Consider the following 12,725-nt stretch of genomic DNA (forward strand, 5'->3'; position numbering starts at 1 on the left):
ATTCTGACGCACGGCTTAAAAAGGATGTTTATCCCTTACTGGAGGTTACAGGAATGGAAATCATGCAAACGATCGATGAAGTGTTTCAAGCGGCCCAGTCCGGGGATGCACAGCGGCTGAAGCTGCTTCTTGAGGCAAACCCGGGACTGGCCAGCGAGGAAAACCGGGACGGCTTGACGCCACTTGGCTATGCGGCGCATTTCGGCAATCAGGCTGTCGTACAAACGCTACTTGATTTCGGGGCAGATGTTAACGCGGTTTCCCATTCCAAGCTGTCTTACATCCCGTCCAATACGGCGCTGCACGCGGCTATTGCGGGGGAACGCAGCATGGAGGTCATCGGATTGCTGCTCGCGAGCGGGGCGAAAACGGATGTATTCGACAGCAACAGCCATACCTGCCTGCACAGCGCGGCCTTCCACGACGATAACGAAGCGCTGATCGAGCTGTTGATCGGGCACGGAGCTCAGGTGAATGCAAAGGCGGAGGGCGGAGTAACGGCACTGGAGCTCGCGGAGCAGCGCGGGAACGAAAAAGTCATCGGCCGGCTGCTGCGGCATGGAGCGGTTCGTTAGCCGGAGAGCTGCTGAAGCAGAGGCAGGCGATGATGGAAGAGCCTCGTGCAATTGAAGTCATTTAGGAGAGCTGTCCGCTGCGGACGGCTCTTTTCCTTACTGTCTAACCCAATAATTGACATTTTCACTCTCCATTCCTCCTCTTCTCCCTCTCCCGATTTTCTTTTACTTGCGGCTTCTCCGCATCTTTCGACTTGATTCCACTATTATCTATCCGAGAAAAAAGAGGGAAAAAAGGCGCTTTTATGATGTCTTTAGCGTGAAATGTTGATAATATTTCAGTATAAATGCAGTGAAATAACGCAAAATAAATCGCGAATTAAACTAAGGATGAGCCTGAATGGAGTTCGCCGGGCAAAGAGATGATGCAAAAAGGAGGGTAAACTATGATTTTTGATGGAAAAGTGCCCTTGAGAGCATGCTTTTTCAATTGTATACTTATGTTGTTGCAAGGGCTATCGAACGGGAAGCGGGTGGGGAAATGCTGCAGGAAGAGCGATACAAAAAAATCCAGGAAATCTTAAAGCAACATGATTCCGTCAGAGTGACAGAGCTGGTCCATGTTCTAAACGTTTCAATCGATACGGTCAGACGCGATTTGGAGAATATGGAAGCGAAAAAGCTGCTCAAGCGCGTGCACGGCGGAGCCATTCTTGCCGAGGAGCACGGCGATCAGAACGTTTTTTCCCATAGAGAGCATAAGAACAAAGAAAAGAAGATCGAGCTGGCTCAGCTGGCATGCGAGTTAGTGTCGGAAGGGCAGGCGATCGCGTTAAATGCGGGGACGACGAATCTGGAAATCGCAAAGAAGCTTTCGGAAAACTTCGAGCGGCTTACGGTTATTTCGAACGGCTTGCGCATTATCGAGCATTTCTCCGCTAAGCCGGGCTTCACGGTCATTGTGCCCGGGGGGATTCTGGATCAGCAGGAATATGCGCTGTACGGCAAGAAATGCGAAGAGGATATTAGCGGCTACAATATCGATCAGGTGTTCCTCTCCATTAACGCAATCTCGGTGGACAAAGGCTTGACCGATTTTCGGATTCATGAAGTCGATATTATAAAAGCGATGATGACCAGTGCGCGTCAAATCAATGCGGCAGCCGACTCCAGCAAATTTGAGAAGGTATCCTACTTGAATATATGCCCGCTGGAGAAGGTGGATATGATTATTACCGATTCCTCGATCAATGAAGATATCGCGAATAAGTATAAACAGGCAGGCATGAAGATCGTTTACAAACAGGACTAACCGGATTATACATAACGGAACTGGCAGCGCCGGCGCATCCGTCCCGCATTTACAGCGGGAATGGGTGCGTTTTTTTATGGTTTATACGAGAGTATTGGATATTGGTATGGACATTTTATAATTACTTTTGCGTGAATTTTATAGAAATTTTCATACGTCTCTGTTAAATAAACCAACTCGGAATGCTGTAAAGTGCTGTTTTTCATTATACTTTAGTAGCCCGACTCGGGATGAGAACCAGCCATTCGCTTCTAATCAACCGGACGGTTCAATAGCAGAGAACATAAGAACCGCCTCCGCCATATCTATATAGTATCCCCAAATGCGTACGACTCGCCCGTTCAGGGCGGAAGGGAGGGACGTTCATGAAAGCGGATGCTGTATTTGAAGGCGGAGGGGTAAGGGGAATTGCGTTCATCGGGGCGATTCAGGAATTGGAGAGGCAGGGCTACCGCTGGGAGCGTGTGGCCGGCACCTCTGCGGGCTCGGTCGTCGCTTCGCTGCTGGCATGCGGCTACAACGCCGAGGAATTGATCCGGATCATGAATTCGCTGGACTACGCCCGTCTTCTCGGCAAGACGTGGCTTCATCATTTGCCGCTGATCGGAAAGGCGATTCCGCTGCTGCTCCACTCGGGCATTTATCTCAACACGCCGCTTGAGGAGCGTATGACGTTCTGGATGAAGCAAAAAGGCGTGACCACCTTCGGAGATTTGCCTAAGGGCAAGCTCAAAATCATCGCCTCCGATATCAGCAGCGGAAAAATGCTCATCCTGCCCGACGATCTGCCGCGGTATCACATTTCCCCCGACAAATTCCCGATTGCCGCCGCCGTTCGAATGAGCACGACGATCCCTTATTTTTTTCAACCGTACCGCTGGAAAACGAAGGTGAGAAGAAAGCCGTTTTATATTCTGGATGGCGGGCTTCTCAGTAATTATCCGATCTGGATCTTCGATGTGGAGGGCAGGCCGCGCTGGCCGACCTTCGGCTTCCGCCTGCTCGGCGAGCAGCCGATAACGCCTTTTTACGATATTAACGGTCCTTTCTCGATGTTCCGCGCGATGTTCCAGACGATGCTCAGGGCTCATGATCAGCGGCATGTCGACAAGCACGCGAGAAGACGTACGATATTTATCCCGACCGGCAGCGTTACGACGACCCAGTTCGATCTGACGGCCGACGACCGGGATTTTTTATTCCAATCCGGGCAGGAAACGGCGAAGAGATTTTTGGATGCCTGGGATTACGAGAAATACGTGGACGAATTCCGGCTTGTGCAGGGTGACTGGAGATAGACGAAAATTTACAAAAACTACTTCCCTATTTAACGGAGACGCAATACTTGGCCTTTACGATGAAGGCGGGAATGCCAATTTCGTTAAAGCGGGGAGGATTATAATGATGAAATTGATTCTGATGGGAGACTTGCATTACCACGATATCGATGCTGCGGTTCCGGGTCTTGCAGAGGCGCGGGACGCTTTTTACGGCGCCCTGCTGGGACGGTTTATGGATGAAGAAGCGGATTTGCATATATCGCTGGGCGATTTGACGAATTACGGGGAAGCCACGGAGCTGCAGGGGGTTTACGCCTTGCTTGCACGGCCGGGCCGGACGTTCGTCCATGTGCTCGGCAATCACGACCTGTATGCGCAGACGAGAAGCGAGGTGCTGAAGCAGACCGGGCAGCAGCGCTATCACGCCATCGAGACGGAGGAAGCGGTGCTCGTGTTTCTGGATACGGCCAAGGAGCAGGATTTCGCCGATTGGGGCGGCTGGGTCGATGACGAGCAGCTGAAGTGGCTGGAAGCCGAGGTCGAAGCTTCGGGAACGAAGCCGATGCTCGTCTTCGGCCATCATCCACTTTATAAGACGACGGCCAGATCGGAGAAGCCGAAGGGCTCGATTCATCCGTTTAACGAAATATGGCGGGTGCTGGGCCAGAAGCAGGGCGTAGGCGTGTATTTCAACGGGCATACGCATGTGGATTCGATCGTGTCCCGGGATAATTGGACCTTTGTGCAGGTTTCGGCTTGCCTGGACCAGCCGGCCTACCGGTGTCTCGAGCTGATGGAGGAGGAGCTTCGCATCACGGCGGTTGATGTGGACGGTGAAGAGGTAACCGCGCATATTCCGCTGCTTCACCGGCATATGCAGCATTTTACGCCGAATCCGGTCGCAAGAGGACTCGATTCGGACCGCGAATGCGTCGTGTCTCTGCGCGCCGCGGCGAGGCTGTGAGGGTGGTGGCAAGGGAGCTGGCCGGCAGCCGGCTGCGCAAAACCTTTCTCGACGGGCTCGCCGACAGCCGGATGATCGCATCCGTCAAGGACCCGAGGCATATCGAGACTGCGCTATCGCTGCGCGGGAGGTTAAGCGGCGTCTTTCTGCTGACCGGCCATATCGGCGTCGTCAAAGGGTACGTAGATGTGTTCAAAAAGCACGAGCTGCCGGTGTTTCTGCATCTGGAGAAGATCGGCGGGCTGAGCACGGACAGCTATGGCCTCGATTATTTGGCGAAAGCGGTGAAGCCGACCGGCATCATTTCGACGAAAACGAATGTGGTGAAGACGGCGAAGAAGATGGGCCTGACCGCGATTCAGCGTTTTTTCCTCGTCGACAGCGAAGGACTGGACAATATCGCAAAGAGCCTGCGCCAAATCGAGCCCGACGTGATCGAGATCATGCCGGCGCGCATGCCCGAGGTGATCGGCAAGGTCAAGGCGCTGAGCAATTTGCCGATTATTACAGGGGGGCTGCTGTACGAGCAGAGCCAGGCCGAGGAATGCCTGCGCTGCGGGGCGGCTGCAATCTCGTCTTCCAGCCCCGAGCTGTGGAAGGGCACGTATTCACATAATCTTAGCAAGCGGATAACATAGCTTTAACAGTTGTCCTTTAATCTTAAAGACGAAAAGTAAATAGCCGACGGTTGGAGCAATGGAGAAACCTTATCCGCTGTGGACGCTAATGTCCGCGGCAGGATTAAGGTTTCTCTTTTTTGCATGGCCAGCGCACGGTTTAAACAATGAAAAGGTGGAGATGGAACGATGTTCAAGAGGTTGACGGCATTCGCGCACGCGGTAATTATTTTGACCCTGCTGGCAGCATGCGGAACGAACGGCGCAGGCGGCGCAGGTAACGGTGCGGCGGCGGGAAGCGCGGACAGCAGCGGGAATTCCGGGTCCGCAGATAAGATCACAATCAAATACTGGTACGCCTTCGGCGACAAGATCGAAGAGGCGAAGCTCCATATGGTCAACGAATTTAACGAATCGCAGGACAAAATCGAGGTCATTGCCGAGCACCAGGGCGGCTACGACGATCTGCACGCGAAGGTGCAGGCGGCGTTTGCGGCCGGGAACGCTCCGGCGGTTACCGATCTCGAAATCGCCTCGACCGGCGTGTTCGCGCGTTCCGGCATGCTTGAGGAGCTGACGTCTTTCGCGGAGCGGGATAAGGACGAGCTGAAGCTGGACGATTTTAATCCGGGCCTGATGGGCAACGCGTACGTGGACGGCAAGCTGTTCGGGCTTCCTTTCATGAGAAGCACGCCGATTTTGTACAAAAACGTGACGATGCTGAAGGACGCGGGCCTCGATCCGGCAGGGCCGAAATCGTGGGAGGAGCTTGAGGAGTATTCGCGCGTGCTGAAGGAGAAGGGCAAGCTTGGCATGACGGTTCCGGTCGACATCTGGTTTTATGAGGCGCTTGTCGCGCAAAGCGGCGGCCAAATGCTGAGCGAGGACGGCAAAACGGCTATGTTCAACTCTGCCGCAGGCGCAGCTCCGGTCGAGTTCTGGAAGAGGCTTGCAAGCGAAGGGCTGATCAAAATGCCGGTAGGGGACGAGGCCGGCGCAACGGCGGATAAGGACTGGGCGAATCAGCTGTCGGCCTTCAAGTTCGCATCCACGGCGGGCGTGACGGCCAGTCTCGAAATCGCCAAGGGCAACGGCTTCGAGCTCGAGACCTCTTTTATGCCGGCAAATGAAAGCTACGGCGTTCCGACAGGCGGCTGCCAGCTGGTGATGACGTCGAAGAGCACGGCCGAAGAGAAGGAAGCGGCATGGACTTTTATCAAATGGATGACCTCCAAAGAGAACACGATTTACCAGCATAAGCACGTAGGTTATTTGCCGACCCGGATGTCGGCGGTGGAAAGCGACGAGCTGAAGCAGCATTTCGAGCAGTATCCGCAGTTCAAAGTGGCTGTCGACCAGCTGGAATATGCAAGGCCGCGCCCAATGGAAAACGCCTATCCGGAGATTGCCAAAATCATTAAAGAAGCGATCGAAAAGGCGATTCTCGATCCGGGCACTTCTCCTCAGGACGCGCTGAACGGAGCGGCCGAGAAGGCGAACAAGCTGCTGAGCAAATAGGAGGACCGCATCATGGCAAAAATCGAGCTGACGAACATAAGCAAACGGTTCAAGGACGAGACCGTGATCGACAATTTGAACCTGACGATCAAGGACGGCTCGTTCACGGTGCTGGTCGGGCCTTCCGGCTGCGGGAAATCGACGACGCTGCGAATGATCGCAGGACTTGAGAAGCAATCCGGCGGCGACATTCTGATCGACGGGAAATGCGTGAACGATACGCCGTCCGGCATGCGGGACGTAGCGATGGTGTTCCAGAACTATGCGCTTTACCCGACGATGACCGTGCGCGGCAATATTGAATTCGGGCTGAAAAATAGAGGCGTGGCAAAGTCGGAGCGGGAGAAGCTGATCAAGGACATCTCCGAAATCGTCGGGCTCACGCCGCATCTGGACAAAAAGCCGCAGAGCTTATCCGGAGGGCAGCGCCAGCGCGTTGCCCTTGCCCGGGCGATGGTGAAGCAGCCGAAGGTGTTCATCCTCGACGAGCCGCTGTCCAATCTGGACGCGAAGCTGCGCGGCCAGATGAGGACGGAGCTGATCCAGCTGCACAAGCGGCTTGGCACGACCTTCGTCTACGTGACGCACGACCAGGTGGAGGCGATGTCGATGGGCGACGAGATCGTCGTTATGAACAAAGGGGTCATTCAGCAGGCCGACTCCCCGATGAGGCTGTATCACGATCCGGCGAACCTGTTCACGGCGGAGTTTATCGGGACGCCGGCGATGAATGTGATGAAACGGTCGGAATTGAGCGGGCTTGATGTTCCGGACGGCTCCGCTGCCGGCTATGTCGGCTTCAGGCCGGAGCAGGCGCTGATCGGCGCCGGACCGGAAGTTGAGGGTTGGGTCATCGACGGAGAAATCATGACGCGCGAGAGCCTGGGCTCGGAGCAAATTTACCAAATCCGTTCGCGGATGGGCGTCTTCTTCGTCAAGGCGTTCCTTGCGCCGCTTGTGTCCGAGGACCGCGTACAGGTGACGATTCCTTGCGGACAGCTGTACTTTTTTGGTGCGGACGGTGAGAGGCTGCGCGGCATCGAAGCGCGGCCGCTGCAGCCGGCTGCCGGAGGGGCGAAAGCATGACGGTCTGGCAGAAGCTGCGCCCTTACGGGATGGTCGCCCCGGCTATCGTAATCTTTTCCATGTTTTTTATCTATCCGATTTTCTACATGATCTATTTAAGCATGTTCGACTGGAATTTCGTCAGTCCGACCAAGACGTTCGTAGGCCTCCAAAATTTCAGGGATCTGCTGGCCGAGCCCGATTTCCTGAAGGTGCTGTCCAATACGACGGTGTATACGGCGCTTACGGTGTCGCTGACGACGGGGCTTGCCCTGCTGCTCGCGCTGTGGCTGAACCGCAAAAGCTTGTTCCACGGCTTCGTGCAGGGGGCGGTCTTCAGCCCGCATATTATTTCGCTCGTCTCGATCTCACTGCTGTGGAGCTGGCTGATGGATCCGGAGTACGGGCTCCTGAACTGGGTGATCGGCCTGGCCGGCTTCGACCCGCTGCAGTGGCTGTCGCATCCGAGCACGGCGCTGGTCTCGCTCGTGCTGGTTGCCGTCTGGAAAGGGCTCGGCTACAACGCTCTTGTGTTCATCGCGGGGCTGCAGAGCATTCCGGCCGAGATCTACGAAGCGGCCGAGCTGGACCGCTCGAAGCCGTGGACGACGTTCATGAAGCTGACCCTGCCGATGCTGTCGCCGACGATTTTTTTCCTCGTCATCATTAATCTGATCGGGTCGTTCCAGGTATTCGAGACGATTGCGATCATGACGCAGGGCGGCCCGGTCAACTCGACCAATACGCTCGTGTATTACATTTACGAATACGGCTTCCGCTACTTCAAGATCGGCTATGCTTCGGCGGCGGGCGTCATTCTGCTGTTCATCGTGGGCGTGCTGACGATCGTCTATTTCAAGCTGCTGTCGAGGCGCGTCCACTACCGTTAGAAAGAGGTGAAAGGTTTGAAAGCTGCAAACGATACGATCGGCGGCCCGGCCGTCGCGGCTCCGGAGGGCCGCGAGCAGCGGGCGGGCCTGCTGGGGAGGCGGCTTGTATGGAGACGGGCGTGGAAGGCGGCGCTGCAGGTCGTGAACGCTGCCGGCCTGCTGACGCTGGTGACGATATTCGCGATGCCGTTCGTCTGGATGCTCTCCACATCGCTGAAGACGCTGCCGGAGACGATGATTTTTCCGCCGCAGTGGATTCCCGGGAATTTCGTCTGGCAGAACTATGCCGACGCCTGGAATACGGGGCCGTTTCTGAATTATTTCGTGAACAGCGTCGTCATCGCTGTCGGCATTCTAGTGCTGCAAATGCTCACGATTATTCCGGCGTCCTACGCTTTCGCTCGTTATACGTTCAAGGGCTCGGGCTTTCTGTTCGGCATCGTCATGGTTACGCTGATGATTCCCGCCCAGCTGATCTTCCTGCCGGTGTATTTGGAGCTTAGCACGTTGAAGCTGCTGAATACGCATTTGGGGCTGATCCTGCCTTTCGCTTCAAGCGCATTCGGAATCTTTTTGCTCAGGCAGGCGTTTATGCAGATTCCGGAGGAGCTGCTGGAAGCGGCAAGGCTCGACCAGGCGGCCGAGTGGAAAATCATCCTGCAAATCATGGTGCCGATGGTGAAGCCGGTGCTCGTCACCTTCGCTTTGTTCAGCTTCATCGCCCATTGGAACGATTATTTCTGGCCGCTCGTCATGACGACGAACGAAACGGCGCGGACGCTGCCGCTCGGCATCGCCAAAATCCGGGAAGTCGAAGGCGTTGCAACATGGAATGTGCTGATGGCCGGCAATTTGATTTTGGTCGCTCCGATTCTGGTCGTTTTCTTCCTGTCGCAGCGCCAGATCATCAAGGCGTTTGTCTATAACGGCGTTAAATAATAATTACGTGAAGGGATTGGGATACTATGGTAACAATCGTTGCACACCGCGGCTGGTCGGGCGAAGCGCCTGAGAATACGATGGCGGCATTCAGGCTGGCCATGTCGGATCCGGACATCGCTTTTATCGAGCTTGACGTTCATTTGTCACAGGACGGCGTTCCGGTCGTCATTCACGACCATACGTTGGACCGGACGACGAACGGCTCGGGACGGGTAAGCGAACACACGCTGGAGGAGCTGCGCGGACTGGATGCGGGAAGCTGGTTCGCAGAGCGCTTTGCGGGCGAAAGCATTCCGACGCTGGAGGAGGTGCTGCTGCTTGCCAAGGGCCGGATCGGCCTGCATGTCGAGCTGAAGACGATGGGCGGCTGCTATCCGGGCATCGAGGAGGAAGTGCTGCTCTGTCTGGAGCGCTGCGGCATGAAGGAACAGGTCGTGCTTTCCTCCTTCGACCATGATTCCATGAAGCGGGTGCACGAGCTCGATCCCTCAGTCCGCACCGCGCTGATCTACCTCGGCAAGCCTGTTCTGCTGCTGGAGCAGCTGCGTTATGCGGGAGCAAGCGGAGCGTCCCTGCACTACGCGTTCGTCACGCGCGAGCTGGTAGAGGTGATGGCTGCCGAAGGCATCGATCTCGGCGTGTGGACGGTCGACGATTCGGAGGCGCTCGAGGATTTGATCGGCAAATATCCCGACCTGCGGATTACGACGAATTTTCCGGATCGGGTGCTGCGGATTGTGCGGGGAGCGGGCGCGCGGGTTTAGAAACCGGACCTCGAGGTTAAGTAAACGGATGGCGGGAAACGGCCCGGACGGACTTAGACGCTCCAACCTTCAAACTTGAACGATGGCACCATAGCGCAATATCGCACGGAGGTGGGGACGATGTTCAGGAGGATACGCAAAAAGGCTGTGCGGCGCAGGCTGGGGCTGCTGGCCGCTGTGCTGTGCAGCGCGGCATTGACTATATCGGCAGCTTTGCCGGAGGCATTGCCGGCCGCCGCGGAAGGGCCGCTTATCATTGCCCACCGCGGGGCGTCCGGTCATGCTCCGGAGAATACGATGGCGGCCTTTGAGCTGGCGGAGCGGATGGAAGCCGACTTTATCGAGCTGGACGTGCGGCTGAGCAAAGACGGGGAGCTCGTCGTTATCCACGACAAGACGGTAGACCGGATTACGGGCCATACAGGCGACGTCGGGGATTACACGCTGGAGGAGCTTCAGGGCATGGATTCGGGAAGCTATTACGGCCAAGCGTTTGCGGAGCAGAAGCTGCTGTCCTTGGAGGACGTGCTGACGCGGTTTTACGGGCGGATCGGACTTCTTATCGAGGTAAAGGATCCGCAGCTTTATCCGGGAATCGAGGAGAAGCTTGCGGAGGCGCTTCGCCGGCATGAGCTGCTTCAGATGATTGAGGAGCTCGGCTACGGCGCCGGGTTAGGCGGCGCGGCAGGAGCTCCGGCCGGCTTGTTCGGAGCTCCGGCCGGCGTGCAGGAGGAGCTGCTCGCGAGAGAGCTGTTCATGCCCCGGGAGAGCCGGTTTCGGGCAGGCGTCATCATCCAGTCCTTCAACTTCGCATCGATGTACCGGGTCCATCGGCTGCTTCCGGATATTCCGGTCGGCGTTCTGGTGCATGCGGACCGGCACCCGCTCTCGGACGAGACGCTGGCCGAGCTTGCCTCTTTTGCAGACTATATCAATTGCAGCTACGATCTGCTCGATGCGGCTCTAGTCCGCCGGATTCACGAGCAGGGCGGCAAGGTCATGGCGTGGACGATCCGGAAGAAGCGGGATATGGCGCGCATGAAGCGTCTCGGCACGGACGGAATCATTACGGACTATCCGGATTGGCGTTAAGAGAATAGCCTGAGTTTCCCATTGTAGGGGAGCTTGGGCTTTTTTGTTTTGTCGGGGTGCTTCTGACTACCTGTGTCTCCGCCTTCGCCTCCGCCTTCGCCTCCGCCTTCGCCTTCGCGTCTGCATATGCTTCCGCCTCGGCTACTGCTGCACATTTACATCAGAATCGGCTCGATTGGGGAGTAATTGGGAGATCTGCTGCAGTTCTTGCATCAGAATAAAGGAGATACGTCTTATATTCCCGCTTTTGGCTGATTCTGCTGCACAATGTACCGTGTAATCAGTACTGAGGCGGAAATGTGACCGTTCTGATGTATCAAGTGCAGCAGGCGTTAGGATGTGCGGGTACAGGCAGAAGCGGTTGGTGAGAGTCAAGGAAACAAGTTTGGATTTGGAGCGGCTGGAGACTGTCACAGTAATAAGTGTATTTGAAGTTGAAGCGGCGGGAGACTATCAGGGTAATAAGTAACTACGGAGTTGGAGCGGCTGGATAATAAGTGATTTGAAGTAGGAGCAGGTGGAGAGCTTCAGAAGGGCCAATATGTTGTGAGCGGCAGCGGATGGATTGAACTGTATTCCGGTTATACCGCCTTTGGCAGCCGGCAGCGTGAGGAAGACCGCAGATGCAGAAAGGCCTCGACCAAGGTCCGGTTCGGCTTTTGGCCTCGGGTCGGTTTTGAAGGTGCGGGAGGCCGCCTATAATGAAAGTGTGAGGTTGAAAATGAAGGTTAACTAGGGGGACAATGGAATGAAAAAATATAAAAATACGGCTAAACTAGCAGCGATCGTCGTATTAGCGGCTGCAATAACGGGATGCTCGAGCTCCAGCCTCGCGTTGACGGCGGACATGGAGACGGACTTGATCGGGGAAGGCTCCGGTTCGGGCAGCTTAGTCTCCAAAGGTAAAGAGTCGTTCGATGCGGATGAATTCGAAAGCGTCGAGGTGACCGCGACGGCGATGGAAATTTTCGTAACGGAAAGCTCCGCGGAGCAGGCGGAAGTTGAGCTGCTGACGGACGAAGATATCGGGAACCGCTTTACCTTTGAAGCGGACATTCGGGACGGAGTGCTGGAGGCCCAAGTGGAGGAAGAGTCGAAGTCGTTCAATTTTAATCCGGACGGACAAAAGGGAGAGCGAAAGCTCCTGATCTCCCTTCCGGAAAAACAATATAAGAAGCTGAAAATCAGGAATGCGTTCGGACGGGTGGAAGCCTCGGGAGTCGAAGCCGATCAAGTGGAGATCAAGCTTGACGCTGGCGCGATTCGGCTGGACGGGGTTGCGGGAGAGCTGGATCTGGAGGCGGCTGCCGGCGAGATTGAAGTCGGAGGCATTCGGCTGGATCATCATGTTACTGCCAAAACGGATGCGGGCGAAATCAAAATCCATCTGCTCGAGGCACCGAAGGACGCGGAATTCCTTCTCCAAAGCGACGTTGGTGAAGTGACGGCGAATTTGGGGGATGCAGATTACAAGGTGAACGCCTCGAACGAGAAAGCCGGTACGATCGGCTCGGGCGGCGTGCTCCTGGAAGCATCTACAGGCGTAGGAGCGATCAGCGTGGATGCGAAGTAGCCGTCTTCAGGTCACGATGACGCCTCAAGAAAAGAACGTTGGGAATTTTTAAAATTCCCGGCGTTCTTTTTTATTGCATTAACGGTTTATCCCGTTGATGATGCAAGAGAAAGTGCCGATGTGTTCTGCTCTGCGTCGTTGTTACGAACGAGTACGGATGGTAGGGAGGTGATTGCGTTAACCTCTGCATGAT

12 protein-coding genes are annotated in these 12,725 nt (G+C 55.7%); all 12 read left to right on the plus strand.

All coding sequences use genetic code 11. The annotated features are described in order from the left end of the window. Nucleotides 1-53: 53 nt before the first annotated feature. The 12 genes from KP806_RS22980 to KP806_RS23035 all read left to right on the plus strand — a co-directional run bounded on the left by KP806_RS22980 (nt 54) and on the right by KP806_RS23035 (nt 12,532). Nucleotides 54-575, plus strand: coding sequence for an ankyrin repeat domain-containing protein (locus tag KP806_RS22980; RefSeq protein ID WP_224726091.1), 522 nt, complete (start codon nt 54-56; stop codon nt 573-575). Nucleotides 576-993: 418 nt separating this feature from the next. Continuing rightward, nucleotides 994-1,827 (plus strand): DeoR/GlpR family DNA-binding transcription regulator, encoded by an 834-nt coding sequence (locus KP806_RS22985; RefSeq protein WP_224726092.1) that lies wholly within the window; start codon nt 994-996, stop codon nt 1,825-1,827. 365 nt (nt 1,828-2,192) lie between these two features. Further along, nucleotides 2,193-3,125, plus strand: coding sequence for a patatin-like phospholipase family protein (locus KP806_RS22990; RefSeq protein ID WP_224726093.1), 933 nt, complete (start codon nt 2,193-2,195; stop codon nt 3,123-3,125). A gap of 103 nt (nt 3,126-3,228) precedes the next feature. Next, a complete protein-coding gene (locus tag KP806_RS22995) occupies nt 3,229-4,071 on the plus strand; it encodes a metallophosphoesterase family protein (RefSeq protein WP_224726094.1) in 843 nt (280 codons plus the stop codon). 2 nt (nt 4,072-4,073) lie between these two features. Further along, on the plus strand, nt 4,074-4,709 hold the full coding sequence (locus KP806_RS23000) for a glycerol-3-phosphate responsive antiterminator (protein ID WP_224726095.1): 636 nt from the start codon (nt 4,074-4,076) through the stop codon (nt 4,707-4,709). A gap of 168 nt (nt 4,710-4,877) precedes the next feature. Continuing rightward, on the plus strand, nt 4,878-6,206 hold the full coding sequence (locus KP806_RS23005; protein WP_224726096.1) for an ABC transporter substrate-binding protein: 1,329 nt from the start codon (nt 4,878-4,880) through the stop codon (nt 6,204-6,206). Nucleotides 6,207-6,218: 12 nt separating this feature from the next. After that, nucleotides 6,219-7,292, plus strand: coding sequence for an ABC transporter ATP-binding protein (locus KP806_RS23010; protein ID WP_224726097.1), 1,074 nt, complete (start codon nt 6,219-6,221; stop codon nt 7,290-7,292). After that, the gene (locus KP806_RS23015; RefSeq protein ID WP_224726098.1) at nt 7,289-8,161 is read left to right on the plus strand and encodes a carbohydrate ABC transporter permease; all 873 of its coding nucleotides are present in this window, start codon (nt 7,289-7,291) and stop codon (nt 8,159-8,161) included. The genes KP806_RS23010 and KP806_RS23015 overlap by 4 nt, the downstream gene beginning before the upstream one ends. A gap of 90 nt (nt 8,162-8,251) precedes the next feature. Then, nucleotides 8,252-9,100: a carbohydrate ABC transporter permease gene (locus KP806_RS23020; RefSeq protein ID WP_397376427.1), complete on the plus strand. Its 849-nt coding sequence runs from the start codon at nt 8,252-8,254 to the stop codon at nt 9,098-9,100. A gap of 26 nt (nt 9,101-9,126) precedes the next feature. Then, complete coding sequence (locus tag KP806_RS23025; protein ID WP_224726099.1) at nt 9,127-9,867, plus strand: glycerophosphodiester phosphodiesterase; 741 nt, start codon at nt 9,127-9,129, stop codon at nt 9,865-9,867. Between the two features lie 120 nt (nt 9,868-9,987). Further along, nucleotides 9,988-10,959 carry a glycerophosphodiester phosphodiesterase gene (locus KP806_RS23030; RefSeq protein ID WP_224726100.1) on the plus strand — a complete coding sequence of 324 codons (972 nt, stop codon included), beginning with the start codon at nt 9,988-9,990 and terminating at the stop codon, nt 10,957-10,959. Between the two features lie 748 nt (nt 10,960-11,707). Then, nucleotides 11,708-12,532, plus strand: a complete 825-nt coding sequence (locus tag KP806_RS23035) for a DUF4097 family beta strand repeat-containing protein (protein WP_224726101.1) — start codon at nt 11,708-11,710, stop codon at nt 12,530-12,532. Nucleotides 12,533-12,725: the final 193 nt, after the last annotated feature.

Source organism: Paenibacillus vietnamensis (genome assembly GCF_020169515.1).
GTDB classification, from domain to species: Bacteria; Bacillota; Bacilli; order Paenibacillales; family Paenibacillaceae; genus Pristimantibacillus; species Pristimantibacillus vietnamensis.

Bases quoted from the DNA above. Each gene is read 5' to 3' on its own strand.
- KP806_RS22995 (WP_224726094.1), top strand. From the start codon at position 3,229: ATGATGAAATTGATTCTGATGGGAGACTTGCATTACCACGATATCGAT.
- KP806_RS23005 (WP_224726096.1), top strand. From the start codon at position 4,878: ATGTTCAAGAGGTTGACGGCATTCGCGCACGCGGTAATTATTTTGACC.
- KP806_RS23010 (WP_224726097.1), top strand. From the start codon at position 6,219: ATGGCAAAAATCGAGCTGACGAACATAAGCAAACGGTTCAAGGACGAG.
- KP806_RS22990 (WP_224726093.1), top strand. From the start codon at position 2,193: ATGAAAGCGGATGCTGTATTTGAAGGCGGAGGGGTAAGGGGAATTGCG.
- KP806_RS23015 (WP_224726098.1), top strand. From the start codon at position 7,289: ATGACGGTCTGGCAGAAGCTGCGCCCTTACGGGATGGTCGCCCCGGCT.
- KP806_RS23025 (WP_224726099.1), top strand. From the start codon at position 9,127: ATGGTAACAATCGTTGCACACCGCGGCTGGTCGGGCGAAGCGCCTGAG.
- KP806_RS22985 (WP_224726092.1), top strand. From the start codon at position 994: ATGCTTTTTCAATTGTATACTTATGTTGTTGCAAGGGCTATCGAACGG.
- KP806_RS23035 (WP_224726101.1), top strand. From the start codon at position 11,708: ATGAAAAAATATAAAAATACGGCTAAACTAGCAGCGATCGTCGTATTA.
- KP806_RS22980 (WP_224726091.1), top strand. From the start codon at position 54: ATGGAAATCATGCAAACGATCGATGAAGTGTTTCAAGCGGCCCAGTCC.
- KP806_RS23030 (WP_224726100.1), top strand. From the start codon at position 9,988: ATGTTCAGGAGGATACGCAAAAAGGCTGTGCGGCGCAGGCTGGGGCTG.